Source organism: Nostoc sp. GT001 (assembly GCF_030382115.1).
Lineage (GTDB): Bacteria > Cyanobacteriota > Cyanobacteriia > Cyanobacteriales > Nostocaceae > Nostoc.
Genome location: NZ_JAUDRJ010000003.1, coordinates 4,505,770 through 4,529,358, shown reverse-complemented (window position 1 = coordinate 4,529,358; position 23,589 = coordinate 4,505,770). Strand labels below are relative to the sequence as shown.

The window sequence follows — 23,589 nt, the reverse complement described above, 5'->3', positions numbered from 1 at the left end:
AAAAGGTTCTCATTCCTTCCCCTTTACCCTTTCCCCTTTTCCCAGTCCAAACATAGCAATTTTGGGTTGGCAGACTACTAGTGGTCTATCGCATTATGACTCGCCAGAAGGTGCAGCAGCGTGGATTAAATCTGGCTTCTCGTCATTAGGAGGACGCTTAATAGTTTGATCTGATGTGGGACGTTGATGGCGATGGCGAGTTTGTATCTGCACAGGTTGACCAGTTTCAATTGACTGATAAAGTGCTTGAATGATACTAACATCAATCAATCCTTCCGTTCCAGATGGCTCTGGCTCTTTATCTTGCAGAATACAATCAGAGAAGTAGATAAATTCAGCTGCTAGTTGATCGCGATCCTTAAAAGTCCGCTCTTGAGTTTCACCATTAATTGTTAAATAATGCTTGATTTCTCCTTGCCAAGGATATGCAGGTTCTACCCGTAAATCGCCTTGAGTCCCTACAATCTGATAAGTTGAAACACTTGCCCCTCCAAAGCTACAGGTAAATGTTGCCAATCGCTCATTAGAGAAACGTAATATAACACTAGCCATTTCTTCCACTTCGCTGAAGCGTTGTTCCCCGTTATTGGCAGCTACAGCAAATACTTCAATTGGTTCATCTTGAAATAGGTAACGTGCAGCATTAATGCAGTAGATGCCAATATCATAGAGCGTGCCACCACCTGTAACATCTCGTAAACGAATATTGCCTTCTTCTACTTCCTGGGTAAAAACTGAGTTGAAAATTCGTGGTTCACCAATTTGCTTTGTACGTAAAATTTCAACTGCTTGTAAATTAGCTTCTTCTAAATGCAAGCGATAGGCAATCATCAGCTTCACATTATTGTCATTGGTAGCTTTAATCATTGCCTCACACTCTTCTTCTGTTACTGCCATTGGCTTTTCACATAACACATGAATTGCCTGATTGGCAGCCCGTACAGTGTAGTCGCAATGCAAGTGATTAGGTAAGGCAATATAAACTGCATCAATCTCGCCGCTTGCCAAACAGTCCTCATATTCTTCGTAGGAGTAAGTATGCTCAATACTATACTTTTTACTCAGTTCTTCGTTTTTAGTGGGGTCATCTGAAACTAGTGCCACTAATTCTGAGTTTTCAGCCTGGGCAAAGGAAGGTAAGGCAGCTTGTTGGGCAAACCAACCTAAACCAACAACGGCGTAACGAATTTTGTTCTTACCATTTGTAGCAGTCATTTTTGTACTCTTTGATGAAGGAATATTTGGGTAATTTTAATGCCCTAATTACGTGGAAATTATGGCTAACTATTTATGCAAACATTTAGAACAAATGTATTCCTACATTGCTAATGCAGCTTCCACATTTGATGTTAACTTAGCTTTAGTTTCTTGAAACTCCTGTCCCAATTCAGTTAGTTCTCGATCGCTCATACATTCGCGCACAGCATTAAAAATTTCGCTTTCTTCTTCTTCTACATGATGCTCAAGTGTTTCCTTCAATTCGCTCATTTTTTCTTTAAACTCAGGTTGAGTAGGCTTAAGCGCTTTAATTTCTTCTAAAATAACTGAAACTTCTTCATGTTCTTCTTCAGCTTCTTCAACATATTGTTCAGTTTCTTCGTATTCTCGCAAAGCTGGGTAGAAAACTAACTCTTCAGTTCTTGCATGTAATATCAATTCTATATAGATTTGATTGAATTGCTCAAACAACTTTGCCCCCTTAACTTTTTCTGCTTCTGCAAAAAGTTTCTCAACTTGGCGATGTTCTGCTTCAATTAATGAAAGAATATCTGTTGATTTAACTTTAGTTTTAGCCATTTTTACCTCAGTAATAATCGATTTATCAGGCTGATATTTGGAGGTTAATGAATGGGAACTCGTATATTCTCAATGACTTGGGAAATGAAAACCTCATTCTTTGAGTAAGCTTTAATTTAGACTTAAGGAATATTTTCGCTATTGCACCTTGACTGAAATTCATAACCTCAGCATGATGGATGCTGAGTATTTACCATTAACAACTCAAAACTACAGCCCAAACCTCAAACACCAGTTGAAGATTCCCACACGGTACACTACTAAACTGCTCCTGCACCTTAGCTAGACTTTTTCGATTTTTGTTGAAACACCAAAGCTGACAGTGAAACTGTTAGTGGTATAAGTCTTGAACACAACTAAGTACAGCTTTGCGTAAAAGCGTAGCGTTTTTAATACAAGCGGATGTATTAACAAGGCCGTCGATGTATTAACAATGCAAGCCGATGCATTGGCATTGTAGTGTATTGCCAAATTTAATTCGCTACGAATTAATGAAATGCTGTACTAAGTTCTGCTTGTCTTTGATGTTACAACAGAAGTGACAATCAGTTACTTATGTTAACTTTGCCTAACTTTGCCTAATGGAGGGGTGCGAGTCACGCTGAGTTGGCGTTTACCCTCAGTCGATTTGGCTAAAGAAATTCATCCACGCCGAAACCGATTAAAATAAATACGCAACTTGGGCTTCCAATTGCATAGAAGCTCAATTGAAGCTCAATTAAAAAAATAGTAGGAGTTTGGCTATTGTATGGTGACACCAATAATACAACCAGCAACTCAAAGTTTATACGACGAAGATTATTATCTGTGGCTGAGGACAACTATTAATCAACTTCGCGCTGGACAGTTTTCTGCGGTTGATTTAGATAATTTGTTAGAAGAATTAGAAACTATGGGTAGGAGCGAAAAGCGAGAGGTCAAAAGTCTATTGACTCGACTTTTGGAACATCTGCTTAAGCTCATATATTGGGATAGGGAACGGGAGCGAAATGAAGGGCATTGGAAAGGCGAAATCAGGACATTCCGTAGAGAGATTAAAGAGCGACTTCAAGAGAGTCCTAGCTTAAAACCTTACATTTTAGAAATATTTGATGAATGTTATCAAGATGCAAGGACAGAAGCAAGCGATCGCTCTCAACTTGCCATTGACATATTCCCCTCTATACCCATTGGTTCTTTAGAACAAATCTTAGATGAAAATTGGTTTCCTGAATATAACCACAATCATCACGGTAAACCCGATTAAAATGAATACGCAACTTGGGTTTCCATAGGAGTATGCAGACGTGCAGCCGGACTTAATAGGCTTGGAAATTAGTAAGGGTGAACTAAGACGTTTGACTGGGTTCGATCCAGAAGACGTTTTTCGACCCTCGGTTTTGCGAGATGGCAAAAAGCGATTAGGGTTTTTTATCAGTGAAATGCTGGTGACGCTGGCACTAACGCCAATCATTGTGGGCTTTGTTTACGCGTTTATTATTCTGCCAACTATTGGTTCTTCAATTCGACTAGGAATTCTTTTACTAATTTTAGTGCCAATGCCGATATTAGTGGGGCGATGGCTATGGCGACAATTAACCTGTCCTGAAGGACTGACAATACTTTTAGATGAAGTTGATAAATATCATGACCTGGTTGCTGCCATCGATATCAATGACCAATTAGCAGCATCAGGAAACATAGAAAGCAGTATCCACGATCGAGATAAAGTAACCTCCGCCCTACAACTAATTAGAGAAGATTTAGTCCGCGCTCTGAAAACGGAACGAATTTTGCGGGATAATAAAAAATTGCTTGCTAATAACCAAGAGTTATTTGTGAATAATTTAGCCAGTCTGCGAGCTTTAGAAGTTAGTAGTCAAGCAGGCGAATATGCTCAACTGCTAAATCAATCATTGCAAATTGCGATCGATGTGCAAGCAGAAATCAGAAAATTGCAGAAAGGCTAAGAGAATGTTTGTAAAAGTGGCTACACGAGACTTTACCTGCCTCCACAGGTTAGAAAACCCTTGATTTTGATAGTCCACCTCCGTGAATTAAGCTTTGTGTAATAGTGATTTCTACTCGCCCAACACTTTCCCAGAAAACAATCGCCCCGTTGACTTAAATGAGCAACAAACCCAAAATAATTGTCCTGGATGATGACCCTACAGGTTCTCAAACAGTCCACAGCTGCTTGCTGCTAATGCACTGGGATGTGGAGACTTTACGCCGTGGGTTGCAGGATGATTCGCCGATTTTCTTTGTGTTGACTAATACTAGAGCGCTAACGCCAGAGTCAGCGGCATCTGTCATCAAAGAAGTTTGCCAGAACCTGAAAATCGCTTTGAATGCTGAAGAAATTGACGATTTTCTAATTGTCAGCCGTTCTGATTCTACTTTGCGGGGACATTATCCGATTGAAACAGATGCGATCGCCCAAGAACTTGGCCCCTTTGATGCTCATTTTCTCGTACCAGCATTTTTTGAGGGGGGACGCATCACCCGCGATAGCGTGCATTACTTGATTATTGGCGGTGTACCCACCCCAGTCCATGAAACTGAATTTGCCCGTGATTCAGTCTTCAGCTACCATCACAGTTACTTACCCAAGTATGTTGAAGAAAAGACTCAAGGACGAATTAGTGCCGAAGTTGTAGAAAGGTTTCTCCTGGCCGATATTCGCGCTGGTAGTTTGGAACGATTGTTACAATTTAAAGGTAATCAGTGCGCTGTTGTAGATGGTGAAACTCAAGCCGATCTCAACCGCTTTGCAGTCGATATATTAGCAGCTGCAAGTCAAGGCAAACGCTTTCTATTTCGCAGTGCAGCAAGCATTTTAACGGCTTTAGCTGCTTTACCACCCCAACCCATTGCCGCCGAAAACATGGCGCAGTATGTGCGCCAAGGCAAACCAGGTGCGGTGATTGTTGGTTCCCATGTGAAAAAGACTACCCAGCAATTAGAGGCGCTGTTGCAAGTAGAAGGAACTGTAGGAATCGAAGTGAATGTGGCGCGATTACTTGATGAGACAAATCAATCTGCGGCATTATTAAGTGAAATCCAAGAAAGCACACGGGCGGCACACGAAGCTGGCAAAACACCAGTGGTTTATACTAGCCGTCAGGAACTAAATTTTAAAGATGTCAAGACACGATTGGAGTTTGGGGAAAAAGTTTCAAGTTTATTAATGGATATTGTGCGCGGTTTACCATCTGATATAGGATTCTTAATCAGCAAGGGTGGCATTACCTCAAACGATGTCTTGAGTACTGGACTAGCTTTAACTTCAGCCCGTTTACTCGGTCAAATTTTAGCTGGTTGTTCAATGGTGTTAACGTCATCCGATCATCCCCAGTTTCCTGATTTGCCTGTGGTGCTGTTTCCAGGTAATGTCGGCGATGCTGATGCCTTGGGGACAGTTTATCAGAGGTTGACGATGCCAATTTGAGATTTTAGACTTCGGCTACGCTCAGTCGAACGATTTTAGATTAAAGAGTTTTTTGGTTAATGTCGGACTAATATTCCGCTACGCCAACACCCCTTGTGGTCACTGAGTCGGTCGTTGTGTGAGTGACACAAATCCAAAATCCCAGTTGCGCTGTCAGCGCACCAAAGGTGCGACCCAAAATTGAAAATCTGTTGTCTTTTGGCTAGTACTGCATGACTTCTGATTCTGCGATTCCCAATCTAAAGTCAAATTCTGCACTTCCTAATGCAGAATCAAACTCTATCCTTTCAGAGGTAGAGGTAAATCCTACTATTTCTGATGTAGAGTCAGATTCTATCCTCCCGGATGCGGAGTTAAAATCTGTCCTTCTTTATTTAAAATCAAATACTGTTCTTGGAGATGTAGAGTCAAATCCTGCTAACCCAGATGTAGAGTCAAGTCCTGATGCCGGATCGGATTTTATCCTGACTGACTTAAATCCTGATGAGTTAGCATTACCAGGGCATCGTGTAAATGACAATAGTCAAGTCCAGTTAAAAAGTAAGGAGGGACGACTTTTATTAATTTTGCCTTCAGAATCTCAAGTATCTGCCTCAGAACTTACTTGGTCTGATATTTGGCAGCAAATCAGGCAACGTCTGAGTGCAGGCGATCGCTTCCGGGTATCTAATACACCTGTGCATTTAATGGCACAAGACCGTTTGGTAGATACCAGACAACTCCAAGAACTCGCCGAAGCTTTGAGTGAAGTCCAACTCCGACTGATATCTGTCTCGACGAGTCGGCGGCAAACTGCGATCGCTGCTGTCACATCTGGGTATTCAGTAGAACAATTACAGCCCGTAACTTCCCTGAGTACAGAGCCAACAGCTACAGCGATCCCCCAAGAAGATGCCCTGTATTTAGAAATGACAGTCCGCTCTGGAGTAGAAATTCGTCATCCTGGGACAGTAATTCTCTTGGGAGATTTAAACCCAGGTGGTATTGTAATTGCAGATGGAGATATTATTATCTGGGGTCGTCTGCGTGGAATCGCTCATGCTGGGGCTGGAGGCAATAGTGAGTGTCTGATTATGGCCTTGCAAATGGAACCAACCCAACTGCGGATTGCAGATGCTGTCGCTAGAGCACCAGAAAAACCGCCAATGCAGTTTTCTCCAGAGGTGGCACATATTACGCCCCAAGGAATTCGGATCGCTAGGGCAACTGATTTTTCTAGAAACCAATTTACCAAAAGCAATCAAGAGCCATAAATATTTACTTAAAGAATGAAGTATATAGGTAAGGATGAAATAAGACAAATATTCATGCCTCGCCCTCATCAGGGAGAACAGATATTTCTTCATACTTGATACGATACTTCATACTTTATACTGCAATTTACTGTTTTATATTTCCTGAACCCTCATTGACCGCATTTCTATCATGACTCGCATTATTGTGATTACCTCCGGTAAAGGAGGAGTGGGTAAAACCACAGTTTCAGCAAATTTGGGTATGGCTTTAGCCAAAATGGGGCGTCAAGTTGCTTTGGTTGATGCGGATTTTGGTCTGAGAAATTTGGATTTGCTCTTAGGGCTGGAAAACCGCATCGTTTATACTGCGGTAGAAGTTTTAGCCAGAGAGTGTCGATTAGAACAAGCCTTGGTGAAAGATAAACGCCAACCCAATCTCGTACTCCTGCCTAGCAGCCCAAAATCGCTCTAAAGATGCAGTCACACCCGAACAGATGAAGTTATTGGTGAATGCACTAGCACAAAAATATCAGTATGTGATTATTGATAGCCCTGCCGGGATTGAAAATGGGTTTAAAAATGCGATCGGCCTGGCCAAAGAAGCGCTAGTTGTCAGCACACCCGAAATTTCCTCAGTTCGTGACGCTGACCGAGTAGTGGGGTTACTAGAAGCACAAGGTATCAAGCGTGTTCATTTAATAATTAACCGCATCAGACCCTCAATGGTGCAAGCAAATGATATGATGTCAGTGCAAGATGTTCAAGAACTTCTCGCCATTCCCTTGATCGGGGTAATCCCTGACGACGAGCGTGTTATTGTATCTACCAATCGCGGCGAACCCTTAGTGTTAGCGGAAAATCCATCTTTAGCTGCCACAGCCTTTGAGAACATTGCTCGTAGATTAGAAGGGGAAAGTGTCGAATTTCTGGAGATCGACTCGTCCCAAGACAGCATCTTCGCCCGCCTACGAAGGTTGTTCAGGACAAAGATTGTCTAACTTACTTTTCCAGTCTCCGCGCCAGACCTATTCGTAATGATTGAACTTCTAGAAAANACTTTTTTTCGCGGCCCTGATAGCAGTCGAACTCAAGTTAAACGTCGCCTGCAATTGGTGATTGCTCACGATCGCGCTGACTTAGATCCTCAAACGTTGGAAAAAATGCGGAAGGAAATCCTAGATGTAGTCTGTCGCTATGTAGAAATTGAGACAGAGGGCTTGGAGTTCTCCTTAGAAAGCAACCAACGAACCACAGCTTTAATCGCCAACTTGCCCATCCGCCGGGTGAAGGGTGCTATACCTGAATGGGAAAGAGGTGATAAGCCTCTCTAGCTTTAATTTTAAGTATTTCTATTTATGATGTAGTCAAATTATTCGTTCGTAGTCAGGACTAAAGTCCTGGCTTGAGGACTAAAGTCCCCACTACAAACTGCTTTTTATAGATGGTTTGGCAAATATTATATTGCAGATTGAAAATATGAATTTGTCTCACCAAAACAGTAAAAATTGAAGATATCCAATCTCTGTCACTCTCCGAAAACACAGATAAAAAATCCCGTTGTCAGCAGTGATAACAACGGGAGTATGTAAAGTTTTTTATAAACTATCGGTAGGCAACTTGTGGGCCTGCCCAAATTTCTGTCACCTTTTTACCAAAAGTAATCGGTCGATCGTTGTCTGTTGTAGTGATAGTCTTGCCATCATTAGCAACTTGCATTAATGGCCAGTTTTCCTCGCCCAATTCCCCTGCACGGAATAACACATGCTCTGGTTGGCTTTTACTCCAACCTAACAATACGGCAATTTTTTCATGTTCTTCCTCACTAACAGGAGTGACTGTGTTAGCGTGATTTTTTTGCCGATCCCAAATCACTGCACTATCTGTAGAATCACCTGTGTTAAATATACCTTCAAACTTGCGTGCTAAGAAGCGATCGCCTTTTTCTGACCAGCTAACTGGAACTAATACCCCAATTTTACCGCTCGGATCATTTTCTTCTGACGATTCCCCCTTTACAGCCTTTACCTTTAATAAAGGATCACTAACTGGAGTCGTTGAAGCCATCACCCACAATTTCTTAGTGTGCATATCTTGGACAAACATCATGCTGGTGACACGGCTGTTGTACATTTGGGGTTTTACTTCCAGTTGCACTCGACTATAAACAGCATATTTACCATCTGGAGAAATCACGGGTACGCTGCGATAGTGACGTACTCCAGAACCACCATTAGAAGCAATAGCTTCTTGAGTTGCTGTAATCCATTTCCAAGGAATCGGATGAGGACTGTTGATGGGATCTATTTGTTCTGCTTGGGACTCATTAGCTGTTTCCACAACAGGTATTTCCATCGTTGTGGTTGATTGAGATTCTCTAATAGCTGGTGCTACTTGAGTTGCTGTCAATGATTCTGTAAAAGACTTTTCTCTAGAGAGATAATTTTCTTGTCCCCTCAAAGACTTGACATTAGCAGCTTTAAGTTTGCGTACTAAATTAAGTTGACTAACAGGAACATCTGTTGATGGTGCGAGTTCAACTGCTGCCAAAGAATCGGGAACAGTTACATCACTTAAATCTAAATCGCTGCTTGAGAGATAATTATCTACTTCAGTTGAAGACTCAATTTTATTTTCTGGTAATACTTGCGGTTCCTGAACAGCAGTACTTTGTGTTGGCACAGAGTCAAATTCTTCTGTTATCGATTTGATTTGATCTGTTTTTAATGTTTCAGCTATCTCAGGTTCCCCAACTAAAGCTATTTCCTTTGATACAGAGTCAGATTCTCCAGGCATCGAAGTTAGTTTATGTACTTCGGATCTTACTGGGATCGAGTGAGCCGATGCTCCTAATAAAGGTGCAATTAGGATCGCAACGACAACATAATTGAGAAATGGTTGGGTGCGGAACCATCCTGACAGCAAAAGGGGTTTAAGCATTTGTAGACTCTCTAGAGGGGGCAATTGCTATGTAAGAAGCAATACATCAACAGCAATGGGGCAGGTGGTAGTTATATGTATAACAAGAAACTAAAACTAATGACGAAATAATATCTTCAAAGTTTGCAGAGGTTTACAAAAATTAAGTATCATTGTCTACACCTTTTCTTAATTAGGTACGGAATATTTTTTTGCAAAAATATGCGAGTATAGTAAATATGCTGAGAACTCAGTAATTACTACACGATATATAATGTTCCTATACCCAAACACACCAAAAATAAGTCTTGGTTAAGGAATATTTAGGATATAGTTTGGGGAATGACGCTGGCGAACAAGAGTTAGATAACTCAGCTATCGGGGATCGTACTAACGATCGCTAGTACACACCAAATAAGCTACGTTACACACTAAATATAACAGCGCAAACCCTCATGATGGTAAACGTGAGGCGTTAATTAAAAACCTGGGAAAGCAGACGCATAATACATCATACTCAGAAGATATTGCTATCAGCAACCCAAAGTTATAAATTGCTATCTAAACTACAGAAGTAGTTAGAAGACTCAATAGTTTTTCGGAAATTCAACTACATTTAAAGTTAATTTCGGGAAGACGATTGGGAACACAACAAAATTCACTCGGTAGATGCTCTAGCGACTCGCAAAGAAAAACCACTAAGTGATTAGTTTCACTAGAGGCAAATGCGGNNNATANCTAGCTTTTACCCTTGTCAACTTAACTATTAAGTTAATCAAGCAGCCTTTGGTTTCATGAATACGAAAATATTGTACCACCAAACAGCCAATATTATTTACAGCTAACAACTGTATTTTGCAACTNGCGTCCTGAATACAGAAACCTGCTAGATGCTGGCTTAATGAATTCTGTTTCAACATGCAACTTAAATGTTGTCAGTTATGAGGGGCGCACTTACGATTAACTAATAGACCTCTTGCACAAATGCAAAATTCGCCCTCATCCCCCAACCCCTTCTCCCAATTTTGGGAGAAGGGGAGCCAAATTCAAAGTCCCTCTCCCAAGCTTGGGAGAGGGATTTAGGGTGAAAGCTCATTGATTGATGCAAGAAGTCTAATGACTAACGACTAACAACTACTAAATTATTAATGAAAATTGTATTTTTTGGTACACCTCAATTTGCTGTACCCACCTTGGAAAAATTATTGAATCATTCAGAATTTGAGGTGCTAGCGGTTGTCACCCAACCAGATAAACGCCGGGAACGCGGAAATAAACTTACGCCAACACCAGTAAAAGCGATCGCAACTGCTCACAACTTACCAGTATGGCAACCCGAACGGGTGAAAAAAGACACTGAAACTTTAACCAAACTTAAACAATTAGATGCAGATGTGTTTGTTGTTGTCGCTTATGGACAGATTTTATCGGCAAAAATCTTGAAGATGCCAAAATTAGCTTGCATTAATGTGCATGGCTCGATTTTACCCAAATATCGCGGTGCAGCCCCGATTCAGTGGTGTTTGTATAACGGTGAAAAGGAAACGGGGATCACCACCATGTTGATGGATGTGGGGATGGATACCGGCGCAATGCTCCAAATAGCCACTACACCGATTGGATTACTGGATAATGCCCAAGATTTAGCCGACAAACTAGCAGAAATCGGTGGGGATTTGTTGGTGGAAACTCTGTTGAAGTTAGAACGTAAAGAAATTCAACCAATTCCCCAAGATAATTTAGCAGCTACTTACGCCTCTCTGATTCAAAAACAAGATTATGCTTTGGATTGGTCGAAAAGCGCGCTCCAATTACACAATCAAATCAGAGGCTTTTACCCTAACTGCACGGCTACCTTTCGTAACAACCTGTTGAAAATCACCGCTTCGGTTCCTCTTGGTTCTGTAAGCGATGTCTGGCGACAAGCCGCTCCGCGTCTACGCGATCTCCCACCAGAATTGCAAGAATTGGTTAATAGATTGCCTGATTTGTCAAACGTATCAGATAAACCGGGAGTTGTAGTGAGCATTGTAAAAGGAATTGGTGCGATCGTCCAGACTGGGGAAGGTTTATTGCTGTTGCGAGAAGTTCAGCTAGCCGGTAAACGTCCCCAGTCGGGATGGGATTTTGTTAATGGTACCCGCTTAACTGTAGGAGAAGTTTTTGGTGCCGGAAGCTGATGGGGATGGAGGAAATGAGGGAGAATAACTTTTAACTCCTCACTCCTAACTCCTAAGACTTTTCATAAAAACGGCAAGATTCGCAAGGGCCATCTGGGTTGACTGCACAGCGAATGAGTTCTGAATGAGCATTGTAGCAGCAGGTGGCATCACCGATTACCCAACGTCCCGCTACCAAACTTTTCTCAGATGGTCGTTTAGCAGACTGTACATAAATGACAATATTATGCAAACGGTAGCGCCCAGCTTGAAGTTTATATCTATGACGGCGCTCTAAAACCGCGTAGGTTTTACCTTCAAAATCGAGATAGTTTCCGGGTTGAGGTGTCCAATCAAGTTGCACCCTACCGAGGGACTCACGTGGGTGAGTCAGAATCACCTCGGTTGGTAAAGAGTCTGGCTCCATAAGCTGATGTTATTTGATTTACATTATAAGGATAGTATCGCGATCGCTTTCTTTAGCTTACCGAATTTAAATTACAATTATTGATTCACTCTTCGCGTCCCTAAAGATTATGGCAACCAAAAGTTAGGTAGGATAGATTTGCCCAAGTCACGCAAAGTTTGATTGAGCGATCGCGCCACTTGGATATGCGCTTCATCCTCTTCTACAGCTAAAATCTCAGATGGCTGACCTTCTCCCAAATAAGACACTACCAAATTCGCTGCCTCCAAACCAGTAACATAAGCTTTTTCCTGCGACCAGGAACCATGACGGTTCACAATCCAATCCCCACTCATAAACACATTCTCAAAACTTGTCTTCGCGGGCAACATATAACGATAGCTGCCAGGTGCAAAGTGAGTCACCGCTTGAGGTAGCCGAATTACACTACTATCAATAATCTTTGCTTCCTGAAAGGCTGGCACACAAGTTGCTAAATAACCCTGAACGATTGCTAAAATCTCTTCATCACTCAAATTGAGGAACTGATTCGCATGATAAAAATCAGCTTCAATCACTGTTCCCAGCTCATCCCGATATTCATCATGTAGAGCATTCAAATCAAAAAACGTCCAACCTGTACTTGCGTCGAATCCAAAACAAGCATTAGAAGGACGAGGAATATCAATTTTACGGTCAAACCATATTCGCGTGGCTAAAACATCAATTGCTCCTAAATTGCTCAAATTACAGAATTCTTCACGACTTTGTAAGCTAGGGCTAGTTGAGACAATTTTCTTCATCCCGGTGATTCCAACGGCAAAAATTACGGCATCTGCTTCAATTACTTCATCACCACAAACCACACCCTTGACTTGATTACTATCAACAATTAAGTCTGTAACCCGACGCTTCGGCAACACTCGCGCCCCAGCTTTTTCAATACGTTCCACCCAAGGACGAAATATCTTTTCTCCCACAGTTCCCCGACACCAAACCACATCAAAATCGGGTTGATGAGCAAGAATAAAAAAGTAAAGCATCCCTAAAGTTGCGGCGGCTGAACACTGTTCGCCAGGGGCAAATAAGCCCACTAATAACATCGGTTCAAAAGCCTCGCGGTAAAGTCGTGCAGAAACGTTAAAGTCTTTGAACAATTCACGGGCAGTTACAAAATCATAGCGCCGCCAAGCTGCATCGGAATTATCAAAATCAACGACAGCATAAAGTAAAGGCAGGGCGCTAAGACGATCAATTAGTGGCAGCCGCTTAAACTGAGTGTAGAGAAAAGTTCCTAGTGGGGAGGGTAGTCGCGGTAAATCTTGAAAAATCGGTGATTCAACTTCCAAACCTGCTGGCGAATATTGCGAAGAACGAGTCCAAGTAGTAAAAGGATTAATTTCTAATTCATTAATTAAGGAAAAAATATTTCTGTAAGGATACCAGAACCCATGAATGCCAGCTTCAACAGATTTTCCGGCTGCCGTTTGCCAACCTGCCACCAATCCACCGGGATAGGGGCCTGCTTCCAGAAGTGTCACATCATAACCTTGTTTTGCCAAATGATAGGTTGCTCCTAAACCAGCCCAACCAGCACCTACAACTACCACACGTTTTTGTTGTAACCCTCCTACCATCGCAGCCTCCAATTGTTGCAGTCCATCAACTAATGTATACGAAGTTGTGTTTTGATCGAGCAAGGGTTGTCATTATAGCGGTTTTCACTTGGATGCAATAGGCGCTTTGCTCGCACATTCCATCGAATTTAAAATAGTTATAGACTTTAAAAAAGGCTTAGGGAAAGCGGTTCAGTAAAAATCACTTGCGGTTAATGCTGAGTTAAGAGTATAACAGAAAACAGACTTCACTATTGATGAGGATAATCATAATGTCTCAATTAGCAAATGTAAAATCCAGTCTAAATGACTTTGAATTACGAGATGGAATTTATTTTCCTAGCGACTATGAACAATTAACTAATACTCAACATAAAAAAACATGGGATGCAATTGGTAAAACATATTATGGCTCCCAAAAAATTGAGAAAGTTGCAGCGACATCGCCCATTAAACAAGATTACACTCTGCTAACTGGTACGCCTGGAGGTACTTGGAACAAATTTCCGTTGAATAAATCTGTCGGTTCTATTCTAGAAATTGGTTCTGGTTATGGTCGCGCACCTTTACATCTCTCGAAAGCGAAAAATCTCAAATGCGAGAAATATTACGGTATTGATATTTCTGAACCTTTATTGCGGCGGCTAATCAAAGTTAAACAAGAATACAATTTTTTCCCAGAAGCGGAATTTAACTTGATTTGCACTTCTGCTGAAACATTGCCTTTAGAAGATAATTCTATAGATTTGGTAATTTCTAATTGCGTTTTTATGCATATTCCCGATGCCCAATTAAGAAATTTATTGGCTGATATCTCTCGTGTGCTAAAACCTGGTGGAATTTTTGTGTTTAATCATTCTTTTCACAATAAGTCTTGTCCTTCTCATATTATCCATAATTTTATCAGAAGGCTGAACCCATTTGTGAGAAATCCAGTTTACCTCAAGCAATATTCAGCTGCTGAAATAGAAGAAATGTTAGCTACTGCTGGGATGAAAACGAAGTGTCCAGAATACATTGTCGAACCAACAGCAGAATATGCGATTTTGCCGGAAACCATCAAAGGGATTCCGGTGCCGTTTGCTAATGCTATCAATAGGAGTCTCAAGCCATCCGATAATTTAAAAGAAACTTTGGCTTACGGTTTTAGTGCCTACAGTACAAAACTGGATTAATTAAGAAACTCTCTGATTGTTACAATGAACTGAATACAAATAATCTACAAAAGCACAACAATGTTGTGCTTTTATTTTTACAATAAATGCCTATGAACTTTAGTTTTTTCTTTTTTGCTTTGAGTTTGATTATTTAGTCTAAACTCCAATTATCACAAAGACGCGATAAATCGCCGTCTCTACAATAATCAGTCTTTTGTTTTGACGGCGATTCATCGCGTCTCTTACCTTAACCAAACAGTATTGATATCACTTCTAGTTATGGGAGGATTAAGGTTGCCCAATGAAGATTAGATTCGCCAAAACTTGTACTTTTGTTAACTCGCGCACGAGACGTTGAGCTTGATGTTTATAAAGTGGTATTGGCAATACTCTAGGCAAATTATTCATCCATTCCCTAGCGGTAGTAGAACTACATCCTGTAATTAAAACTATCTCTTCAGCACCATACATAATGGAATTTGTAGTTAGAGCTTTTTCAATCTGCACGCTCCATTGGCGAGGCAGCATTTCACCCCATTCAATTCGCTGCAAACTACTGCTTGTGGCTAAAACAATCAAGCGATCGCCAGCATCAAGCTTAACATCATACCAGGGCATTAAAGAGTAATTGTCTTGCTGATATTTTTGGTAGAGAATCGGTACAACACTGTAGCCAGATGCTATTTCAGATAAAAGCAACCCATTCAGGGTATCGCCATCTTCAATCTTGTATTCCGTCACCATGACTATTTGCTCATTCAAGTGAAACAAGCTCAGAACATTTTCTCCAAAAGCAGCACAAGCAAAAACTTCTGCCGACAAAGCCGCACCACATATAACTTGAGCATAAGGGAAGAGAGGGGCGACATTATCACTAAATTGGCGGTCTTGAGAGCGGATAATCAAGGTAGTGGCGGGGTTCATTGCATGAGCCATCAAACCAATTTCCAGATTTTCCATATTATCGTCCCCAACTAAAATAATGCTTTTAGCATGGGAGATATTCGCCTTAATGAGTGCTTCGGTAGCATTACCAACGACAAGGGGCATATCGGGTAAAGTTTCTTGGTCGAGAGTGGTAGGATGAATTCCTACTAAGGGTTGGTTGAGTTCTTGCAAAAGAGCAGCTACTTTCTGTCCCAAGCGATTTAAGCCAATAATTATCAGATGGTTGCGTTGTGGTATGGGAGGACGGGAATTGAAAAAATGGAATTTTGAAGTGACCAGAGCATCAGTCAGCAGCGCATATAATACTCCCACGAAAGCTTGACCTGTCAACGTCATTCCCAGGCTAAACAACCGCAACCACCAAGGGATAGCGTCTGAAGGCTTTGATTGCGCTGCAAACTCAACACCACCAAATAAATCTCCGTATCCTCCCAAAAGCAAAACTGCTGTTGCATAGAAAGCTTCTTGGATGGTGATGTCAGGATAATATAAGCGGTAAAGAATTATTCCAACAAGCCATAGGATAAGTACAGTAATCGCATAGATTGTTGCAATTCGCCGGATTTGATTTTGGCTTTGGTAGTAAGATTGCCAAAATTGCACTATTTTATCCTTGAGATTTTTCGCTGTGATGCCTTGAATAAACTTTTGCCACTGCCACTTTTGGGTATGAGATTGTCGATGTTGCTCAGAGAAAGCTAAATCGTATGCCACATCAATGTAAACTAGAGTGTCTCCTACCTGCACTTCTGCCTCTGGGTTCCAGCCAAACAATTCTTTGAGTGGTTTAGATGAAACAGGTTTGTGGCTCAAGATGCGGCGAGTTGTCAGATTGAGTCTATGTACTGGCTTGCCATTACACCAGCTATCCTTCGCTTGTACCTGGTGCTTTATCACTTGCAATAGTTGCCCTTCTAAGGTGAAATATCCAATAGCTTCAGAACCAAGGGCTGTCAGAGCAAAGGCGTGAGCTGAAAGATGAGTAGGTTCAAAGGCAACAAAATTGCCGAGATTTTCCCACAAGAGTTTGTTGAAATTTTGTTTGTCAGAACGTACAATCAAGCGGACATGCGGATTAAGACGGCGTGCTGCAAAGGCAGCTTCTATATTTATCCGCTCATTTCTGGTTACTAAAAGTATTGAACGACACTGGCATATACCTGCCCGCTCTAAAACACTTGACTGGCGACAGTCTCCTACAATCAACTTTTCTAGTAAGTTAGGTACTTCCGGGACTTCCCAATGTTCGGGCTGTACATCCTCTATAGCGCTGACTTTAACATCGTATTCCTTGAGGATTGCAACGCAATGTTGTCCTAAACTTTTAAGTCCGCATACTAAGAAAAGGTCTTGGGGTTTTTTTTGATTGCTGGTAGGAGGGGGATGCACTTTCTGTTGACGGTAGCATTAGATACTGCTAACAGTATGTGTTTGCAAGGATTTTTACACTTCGGTAAGAAAACTCCAAGAAATAAATTATCCAATCTTGTGGGGTGGGCAACATGAGCGCAATATAAACTGGGCTCTCGTGTCGCCCACCCCACAAGAGTTAATTAGAGATTTTTTATTTGGAAGTGCCTAATTCCCAATAATTTTAACAGTTGGTTTCAAGATAAGGATCAAATGATCACAAACCGTATCGAATTCTGATATTTGATACCCAACTGAACGCGAGTTTTGTTGAAAGCTTGGCTAGTTTTTGGGATTTTCCTGATTGATTGTGATGTAATTTACCAACTTTTCCCGACATATTCAAGCTAAAGTTGGTAAATTAGGGATTAGTTGAGCTAATTCTTCCCTACGCAACTATGCCATTGGATTTATCGCCTCTTTGGATATCACTTAAAACTTCATTACTTGCCACATTTGTTACCTTCTTCTTGGGTATTGCTGCTGCCTACTGGATGCTGGGATATCGTGGCAAAGGTAAATCGTTGATTGAGGGTATCTTTATTGCGCCTCTAATTTTACCGCCCACAGTTGTCGGGTTCTTGTTGCTGCTATTTTTTGGCAAAAATGGCCCTGTAGGGAAATTTATGGGGGCTTTTGACTTCAGCATCGTCTTTACTTGGTATGGTGCGGCGATCGCAGCTACAGTAGTTTCTTTCCCTTTAATGTATAAAACTGCACTGGGAGCCTTTGAACAAATAGATGGCAACTTACTGCGAGTAGCTAGAACTCTTGGTGCAACTGAAACTACAATCTTCTGGCGCATCAGTTTACCCCTAGCAGTACCCGGCATTGTCGCCGCCACAATGTTAGCTTTTGCCCGTGCTTTGGGAGAATTCGGTGCAACGTTGATGCTGGCTGGTAACATTCCCGGACAAACGCAGACAATCCCAATGGCGATTTATTTTGCTGTGGAAGCGGGAGCAATGAACGAAGCGTGGTTTTGGGCGATCGCAATTATGCTGATTTCTCTCTCTGGAATTATTGCAGTCAACTTCTGGCAAGAATTGAGAGAAAAGGGGAGGGGGCTTGCCGTGAGCGTAGTCGAACGGGAGCGGGGAGCAGGGGGAGAAATTCTTTATACTCCGCAATCTAGCTTTGAATATGGTGGATTGTTTGTCAACATTGAAAAAATACTTCCTAGCTTTGATTTAAAAGTTGCTTTTACTACTGATGAGCAACCCTTGGGATTATTGGGGGGTTCTGGTGCAGGTAAGAGTATGATTTTGCGCTGCCTTGCGGGGATAGAAACGCCCACAAATGGCCGCATAGTTTTAAATGACAGAGTTTTGTTTGACTCAGAACAAGGAATTAATGTACCCAGCCGCGATCGCCGCATCGGTTTTTTAGTGCAGAATTATGCGCTTTTTCCACACATGAATGTGGCGCAAAATATCGCTTTCGGCTTGGCCAAAAAACTATCTGCTGGGAGTATTCGGGTACAGGTAGAGGAGCAACTAATAGCGATGCAGTTGCAGGGATTAGGCGATCGCTATCCGCACCAACTCTCTGGGGGACAACAACAACGAGTAGCCTTAGCAAGAGCATTGGCAAGTCAACCGGAAGCATTACTTTTAGATGAGCCGTTCTCGGCACTTGATACACATCTGCGTAGTCAATTAGAGCAGCAAATGACAGAAACTCTAGCTGATTACCAAGGTGTGACTCTATTTGTCACCCATAATATGGAAGAAGCTTATCGGATTTGTCCGAATTTATTGGTATTGGAGCATGGTAGAGCAGTTCATTATGGTAGTAAACATGAGATTTTTCAGCATCCTGCTACCGTTAGTGTTGCTCAACTCACTGGATGCAAAAACTTCTCCCATGCTGTTCTCCAGTCATCACAACAGTTGGAAGCGATTGATTGGGGTTGTACTTTGCAAGTAATTGAACCAGTCAAGAGCGAATTATCTCACGTCGGCATTCGTGCCCATCAGTTTATTTTTACCAACGACTCATCACAGGAAAATACCTTTCCTTGCTGGGTAGTACGAACTAGTGAAACACCCCATAGAATGACATTATTTCTCAAATTACATTCGGCTGGCAAGAATTCTCAAGATTACCATCTGCAAGCTGAAGTCTTTAAAGAAAAATGGGCGACGATGAAAGACCAGCCTTTTCCTTGGTATGTGCGTTTAGATCCGCTGCGCTTGATTTTGATGGAGTGAACGCAGAGATAGAGGTAATATGATATCCTGATGGAATCGTTAGCTTATCGGATAGCAAAGCCTATTCTCTCTATTTTATTTTATCGATTCTATCCGTTTGCAGCAAGATTTAGACTCGGAGGTGGGATTGGGTTCTCCTTTATTTGGCTCCACCAGGATTGATTGTCATACCAGAGTAAAGCACAAGTGCAATGGAAAATGCGATCGCTCTCTCCACAACTTCTACATTGTCTTAATTCAAATAAAAATAGAGGGGCGATCGCTTTTTTGCTGACATCTTAATGCTTAATGAGACTCGATAAACTGTTCAATTGCAGACCGAACTTCAATGTTTTGCTTTTTAAAGGCAACTTCTCCGTACTCAAGATAGCATTCAGCTGCCTCTATCAGGTCTTGACATTTTTCGGGATTGTCCATCTCTTCGGTGATGCATTTATAATTCTTGTCGTCCTTTTTTAAAACGTACTTATTATAGGGCTTCTTTAACTTTTTCTTCGGTCTACCTGATTGTCTTGGTTCAAACTGTTCGTTTAGATCGAAATCCAAACGCAGATAATTTTCACTACCTATGCTATTAAATATGCGTCGAGAAATATAGTTGGAATTTTCCGCAGAAGGGTCTAGGAAAATATTTGGTATATTCTTTGCCCAATCCAGGAGTCCCCATTTTTTGATCTCGGAATATTCATATGGACGAGTTGTTCGACCAGTTCCAATGGAGAGAACAGCAATTTCCTCTATCTTGGGTCTGGTTTTACCTTGGTCATTTATTTGCATAGATAAAGCATGGGCGATCGCAGCCAACTCTGGGTTATTAGCCGCTACTCCACCATCAATGTGCGGAAGAAACTCCTCGGAGTTGCGGCGGAGTTCGTAAGGAGGGAAAAATGTTGGTGCTGAAGCTGTGCATATTTTCCATAGTTCAGTCTTGTTCTTATAGTACCATTCTTTATCGTCGTCATTCGCAAACCACGTTGTGTTTCGGGATAAAACGTCATACGCAAGGATCAAGAGATTTGGCTGCTTGATATCTGCAATTGTCGGGCATTTTCCCTGATGAATTAAGTTTCTTTTTAAGACCTGAGCCAACCCCTGTTCTCCCCGCTCGTGGGGATATAACACATAACCTCCGAGAATTTGACTCAACCACCGCCATTTTCGCTGCTGACGTACCGACTCTAGGAAGATATCTTTTCCTTGTTCTTTGTAGACGTTAATCAGTTGTTGAGCTTCCATCTGACAGGCAATTCCCGCAGCCAGAATTGAACCAGTGGATGTCCCAGCAATCAAGTCGAAATATTCATGTAATTTCTGCCCATTTTTCTTTTCTTTCAGTGTTGTCTCTATCTTCTTTAAAATTGTTGCGGATATAACTCCACGGATGCCACCCCCATCTAAGCTGAGAATTTTAAACGTCTTTGACATATCCAATTCCTTGTTAATTTAGTTTGTTCTGTATCTCTGACGATATCCAAAATCAATTTCTGAACTTTTTGAGTTCGAGACATTTTTTCCCAACCCAATCCACCCCACCAGCATCAAACACAAGAAGCATTTCGTACACTCTGATGCAACCACTGATTGACAATTTGACATAACTTTTGACCTGGTAGTGTATCCAATTGGTGCAAAATTAATGCCTTCAATTCCTTATATCGCTAGGCGTTTAAGCATAAAATGTGGTCTGAAAGTCAAATTATGAGGTACTGGTGGATGCCGCAAATATAACATCTACATCTAGGCACATCCCCAGTAAAATCACTTGCCTTAATTCCAGAATATTAAATTAATGTGAGTTCGATAGTTACAAAAAGGCAAAGAGTTTGCTAGATATGAAGCGCGAGAAACTAGGCAGGTAATAACGTATTCACAGTTAGTCCGGCGACTGACAGATTCCTTGACAACATCAGTGCTGCTTTTAATCGCTCTGCTATTGGTCTAAATACTATTACTGACTTTAACAAATCCTAAGGTACTGGATAAAACTACCTTTAGGTGATCGCTTCTAATTCCGAAACTATTTTAAGTAATATTAATTATTTCTCAAGTATTGGTTTAGACTTGCATCAACTGGTAATTTTAGAAGTCCTTACTTCAAGCGCCCAGACCCCAAGGAGTCTGAGCGCTTGAATATTAGGTTGCAGAGAAACTTCTGCTAGTTAGGGAAATTATGCGGGCATCATGTGCATACTTCTGCAAGACTCTGCACACTTACGGCAAGCGGCAGCACATTCCATCATTTTGGCGTCATCGCTCATCATCTCACACGCCATTGCTGTGCGATCGCACATTTCCGCGCAAAGCATACAAGTGCGTTCCATGAACTCAGAACCGCTCATCATCATATTCATGCACATCATGCACATTTCAGAGCAATCGCGCATCATACTCATCATGCTCATCATATTCTTGTCCATGTGCTGACCACCTTTACTCATGCAATGAGTCATGGTTTCCATGCACATTTTATGACAATCCATACAAACATCCATGCAAGTCTGCATTTCTGGAGTCATGGTTTCATTCATCATCATCATCATCATCGGAAATACCTCCTGATTTTTTGATGCATAAATAGTGTCCTTTTAAGGACTACTCATCACATTAGTCCTATCCTTTTAAAGAGTCAATGGGGTTTTTAATCCAGAATTTTTAAGCCTACTATCCCGATATAATTACCGGAAAATTGAAGGAATTCTACAGTCGTTTAGTGTTGTTTTTCTGGGGAATACTATACATTAAGCCTTAGAAACCCTCGCTTTAGAGTGGGGTTTAATTTGACAATTCAAATTTACGTCGGGGATCAAAAGTTAGAGTTAAATTTAACTCGAAAATAATGTTATTTTTTTTAACAAATGAATGCCTAGACTAAGCATTTGTAAATTTATATTAACCTGTATTTTATTAACTTATATTAATTTGAAGAGATATGTCCTGGAAAATTCGTAATTCATAATGGAATTTCAACTGCACTTCAAATAAACTTTCCTCAAAAAAGTAATTTTCACAACTTACATAAGATATGATGTCGGTTATAGATTTGATTCTAATTTGAGTAAGCGATCGCTAGCTGCTTTTAATGTCTCAGGTCTTTTGCTAAAGCAAAATCTGATCAATGAATGTCCTTTTTCTGGTTGGCTAAAAAAGCTGGAACCGGGAACTACAGCGACACCAATATTTTTAATCAGATGGTAAGTGAATTCAACATCTGTTTTATAGCCAAATTTGGAAATATCTGCAAGAACGTAATAGGCTCCTTTGGGAACGAAATAGGGAATCCCAACTTGGTCTAGAATTTGTAAAATGCTGTCTCGCTTCTGGTGATAAAGTTTCGCTAGTTCTTGATAATAGGATGGTGGCAATTGCATGGCGGCAACTCCGGCTCGTTGCAATGGTGCAGGTGCGCCAACGGTGAGAAAATCATGAACTTTGCGAATTGCTCCTGTCAATTCAGGGTTTGCTAGAATGTAGCCGACTCGCCATCCAGTGACGCTGTAAGTTTTGGATAAACCATTAATAGTAACGGTACGTTCTTCCATTCCAGGAAGAGTCGCTAGGGCAATATGTTGAGTGCCATCATAGAGAATATGTTCATAAATTTCATCAGTGAACGCTAACACATCCCATTTTTGACAAAGTTCAGCAATTAGGGTGAGTTCTTCACGGGTAAAGACTTTACCTGTGGGGTTATGGGGTGTGTTGATAATAATCGCTTTGGTATTGGCATTGAAAGCTTGACGCAACTGTGATTCATCAAATGTCCAATGAGGAGGATGCAGTGTCACGTAGCGGGGTATAGCACCAGCTAAAATCGCATCGGGGCCGTAGTTTTCATAATATGGCTCAAATACAATTACTTCGTCACCCGGATTGACTGTCGCTAGCATCACAGATGCCATTGCTTCTGTAGAACCACAGGTAACGGTGATTTGGGTTTCGGGATTGATATCTAAGCCGAGATACCAACGGACTTTATTAGCGATCGCATGACGAAATGGGCGATCGCCCCAAGTAATGGCATACTGATTAACATCTGCCTCTATCGCCTGATATGCTGCCTGTTTCAATTCTAGTGGACAGGGAAAATCAGGGAAACCCTGCGCTAGATTCACTGCATCATGTTGCAGTGCTACCCGCGTCATTTCTCGAATCACCGACTCTGTAAACTGTTCTGCCTTCGCTGATATCTTTTGCCGCCCAATCTTACTCACCACCATACCTCCGTATTGCCGTTAACCGAGAATTTCTACAAACCCGATAAAAACCATAATGCTGATAGATTTATCGTAGTATACTCAAATT

General features: G+C 41.4%; 17 protein-coding genes and 1 pseudogene. 9 read left to right on the top strand and 9 right to left on the bottom strand.

Going from position 1 to position 23,589, the window contains the following annotated elements:
- Positions 1 to 93 precede the first annotated feature (93 nt).
- Together QUD05_RS22110 and QUD05_RS22105 are read right to left on the bottom strand one after the other, a co-directional pair.
- Entirely contained in the window at positions 94 to 1,215 is a 1,122-nt protein-coding gene (locus tag QUD05_RS22110; RefSeq protein WP_289797948.1) for a Gfo/Idh/MocA family protein, read from the bottom strand.
- Positions 1,216 to 1,317: 102 nt separating this feature from the next.
- Positions 1,318 to 1,797 carry a hemerythrin domain-containing protein gene (locus QUD05_RS22105; RefSeq protein ID WP_289797947.1) on the bottom strand — a complete coding sequence of 160 codons (480 nt, stop codon included), beginning with the start codon at positions 1,795 to 1,797 and terminating at the stop codon, positions 1,318 to 1,320.
- A 748-nt stretch (positions 1,798 to 2,545) separates the two neighbouring features.
- Here QUD05_RS22105 and QUD05_RS22100 point away from each other — a divergent pair.
- The 6 genes and pseudogenes from QUD05_RS22100 to minE all read left to right on the top strand — a co-directional run bounded on the left by QUD05_RS22100 (position 2,546) and on the right by minE (position 7,793).
- Positions 2,546 to 3,043, top strand: coding sequence for a DUF29 domain-containing protein (locus QUD05_RS22100; RefSeq protein WP_289797946.1), 498 nt, complete (start codon positions 2,546 to 2,548; stop codon positions 3,041 to 3,043).
- A gap of 40 nt (positions 3,044 to 3,083) precedes the next feature.
- On the top strand, positions 3,084 to 3,746 hold the full coding sequence (locus QUD05_RS22095) for a hypothetical protein (RefSeq protein WP_289797945.1): 663 nt from the start codon (positions 3,084 to 3,086) through the stop codon (positions 3,744 to 3,746).
- 158 nt (positions 3,747 to 3,904) lie between these two features.
- Positions 3,905 to 5,227: a four-carbon acid sugar kinase family protein gene (locus QUD05_RS22090; RefSeq protein ID WP_289797944.1), complete on the top strand. Its 1,323-nt coding sequence runs from the start codon at positions 3,905 to 3,907 to the stop codon at positions 5,225 to 5,227.
- A 212-nt stretch (positions 5,228 to 5,439) separates the two neighbouring features.
- Positions 5,440 to 6,480, top strand: coding sequence for a septum site-determining protein MinC (gene minC / locus QUD05_RS22085; RefSeq protein ID WP_289797943.1), 1,041 nt, complete (start codon positions 5,440 to 5,442; stop codon positions 6,478 to 6,480).
- A gap of 172 nt (positions 6,481 to 6,652) precedes the next feature.
- Positions 6,653 to 7,460, top strand: a pseudogene (gene minD, locus QUD05_RS22080) (septum site-determining protein MinD).
- 36 nt (positions 7,461 to 7,496) lie between these two features.
- Entirely contained in the window at positions 7,497 to 7,793 is a 297-nt protein-coding gene (gene minE, locus QUD05_RS22075) for a cell division topological specificity factor MinE (RefSeq protein WP_289797942.1), read from the top strand.
- 271 nt (positions 7,794 to 8,064) lie between these two features.
- On the opposite strand, the gene QUD05_RS22070 is transcribed toward minE, so the two are convergent.
- Complete coding sequence (locus tag QUD05_RS22070; protein ID WP_289797941.1) at positions 8,065 to 9,399, bottom strand: hypothetical protein; 1,335 nt, start codon at positions 9,397 to 9,399, stop codon at positions 8,065 to 8,067.
- Positions 9,400 to 10,526: 1,127 nt separating this feature from the next.
- On the opposite strand from QUD05_RS22070, the gene fmt reads away from it, so the two are divergent.
- Complete coding sequence (fmt, locus tag QUD05_RS22065; RefSeq protein WP_289797940.1) at positions 10,527 to 11,558, top strand: methionyl-tRNA formyltransferase; 1,032 nt, start codon at positions 10,527 to 10,529, stop codon at positions 11,556 to 11,558.
- 52 nt (positions 11,559 to 11,610) lie between these two features.
- Here the strand turns inward: fmt and QUD05_RS22060 are convergent, their stop codons facing one another.
- Both QUD05_RS22060 and QUD05_RS22055 read right to left on the bottom strand, forming a co-directional pair.
- On the bottom strand, positions 11,611 to 11,964 hold the full coding sequence (locus QUD05_RS22060) for a DUF6464 family protein (RefSeq protein WP_289797939.1): 354 nt from the start codon (positions 11,962 to 11,964) through the stop codon (positions 11,611 to 11,613).
- A 107-nt stretch (positions 11,965 to 12,071) separates the two neighbouring features.
- Positions 12,072 to 13,580 (bottom strand): hydroxysqualene dehydroxylase, encoded by a 1,509-nt coding sequence (locus QUD05_RS22055; RefSeq protein WP_289800045.1) that lies wholly within the window; start codon positions 13,578 to 13,580, stop codon positions 12,072 to 12,074.
- A gap of 251 nt (positions 13,581 to 13,831) precedes the next feature.
- Between QUD05_RS22055 and QUD05_RS22050 the strand changes: the two genes are divergently transcribed.
- Complete coding sequence (locus QUD05_RS22050; RefSeq protein WP_289797938.1) at positions 13,832 to 14,734, top strand: class I SAM-dependent methyltransferase; 903 nt, start codon at positions 13,832 to 13,834, stop codon at positions 14,732 to 14,734.
- Positions 14,735 to 15,004: 270 nt separating this feature from the next.
- On the opposite strand, the gene QUD05_RS22045 is transcribed toward QUD05_RS22050, so the two are convergent.
- Positions 15,005 to 17,053 carry a potassium channel family protein gene (locus QUD05_RS22045; protein ID WP_289797937.1) on the bottom strand — a complete coding sequence of 683 codons (2,049 nt, stop codon included), beginning with the start codon at positions 17,051 to 17,053 and terminating at the stop codon, positions 15,005 to 15,007.
- A 419-nt stretch (positions 17,054 to 17,472) separates the two neighbouring features.
- On the opposite strand from QUD05_RS22045, the gene modB reads away from it, so the two are divergent.
- On the top strand, positions 17,473 to 19,287 hold the full coding sequence (modB, locus tag QUD05_RS22040; RefSeq protein ID WP_289797936.1) for a molybdate ABC transporter permease subunit: 1,815 nt from the start codon (positions 17,473 to 17,475) through the stop codon (positions 19,285 to 19,287).
- Positions 19,288 to 19,572: 285 nt separating this feature from the next.
- On the opposite strand, the gene QUD05_RS22035 is transcribed toward modB, so the two are convergent.
- The 3 genes from QUD05_RS22035 to QUD05_RS22025 form a co-directional block, all read right to left on the bottom strand.
- On the bottom strand, positions 19,573 to 20,712 hold the full coding sequence (locus tag QUD05_RS22035) for a patatin-like phospholipase family protein (RefSeq protein WP_289797935.1): 1,140 nt from the start codon (positions 20,710 to 20,712) through the stop codon (positions 19,573 to 19,575).
- Between the two features lie 743 nt (positions 20,713 to 21,455).
- Positions 21,456 to 21,827, bottom strand: a complete 372-nt coding sequence (locus QUD05_RS22030) for a four-helix bundle copper-binding protein (RefSeq protein ID WP_289800044.1) — start codon at positions 21,825 to 21,827, stop codon at positions 21,456 to 21,458.
- Positions 21,828 to 22,319: 492 nt separating this feature from the next.
- A complete protein-coding gene (locus QUD05_RS22025; RefSeq protein WP_289797934.1) occupies positions 22,320 to 23,504 on the bottom strand; it encodes a pyridoxal phosphate-dependent aminotransferase in 1,185 nt (394 codons plus the stop codon).
- Between the last annotated feature and the right edge of the window lie 85 nt (positions 23,505 to 23,589).

Coding starts and splice junctions, on each gene's coding strand:
- QUD05_RS22110 (WP_289797948.1), bottom strand. CDS start 1,215: ATGACTGCTACAAATGGTAAGAACAAAATTCGTTACGCCGTTGTTGGT.
- QUD05_RS22105 (WP_289797947.1), bottom strand. CDS start 1,797: ATGGCTAAAACTAAAGTTAAATCAACAGATATTCTTTCATTAATTGAA.
- QUD05_RS22100 (WP_289797946.1), top strand. CDS start 2,546: ATGGTGACACCAATAATACAACCAGCAACTCAAAGTTTATACGACGAA.
- QUD05_RS22090 (WP_289797944.1), top strand. CDS start 3,905: ATGAGCAACAAACCCAAAATAATTGTCCTGGATGATGACCCTACAGGT.
- minC (WP_289797943.1), top strand. CDS start 5,440: ATGACTTCTGATTCTGCGATTCCCAATCTAAAGTCAAATTCTGCACTT.
- QUD05_RS22070 (WP_289797941.1), bottom strand. CDS start 9,399: ATGCTTAAACCCCTTTTGCTGTCAGGATGGTTCCGCACCCAACCATTT.
- fmt (WP_289797940.1), top strand. CDS start 10,527: ATGAAAATTGTATTTTTTGGTACACCTCAATTTGCTGTACCCACCTTG.
- QUD05_RS22060 (WP_289797939.1), bottom strand. CDS start 11,964: ATGGAGCCAGACTCTTTACCAACCGAGGTGATTCTGACTCACCCACGT.
- QUD05_RS22055 (WP_289800045.1), bottom strand. CDS start 13,580: ATGGTAGGAGGGTTACAACAAAAACGTGTGGTAGTTGTAGGTGCTGGT.
- QUD05_RS22050 (WP_289797938.1), top strand. CDS start 13,832: ATGTCTCAATTAGCAAATGTAAAATCCAGTCTAAATGACTTTGAATTA.
- modB (WP_289797936.1), top strand. CDS start 17,473: ATGCCATTGGATTTATCGCCTCTTTGGATATCACTTAAAACTTCATTA.
- QUD05_RS22035 (WP_289797935.1), bottom strand. CDS start 20,712: ATGTCAAAGACGTTTAAAATTCTCAGCTTAGATGGGGGTGGCATCCGT.
- QUD05_RS22030 (WP_289800044.1), bottom strand. CDS start 21,827: ATGATGATGATGATGAATGAAACCATGACTCCAGAAATGCAGACTTGC.
- QUD05_RS22025 (WP_289797934.1), bottom strand. CDS start 23,504: ATGGTGGTGAGTAAGATTGGGCGGCAAAAGATATCAGCGAAGGCAGAA.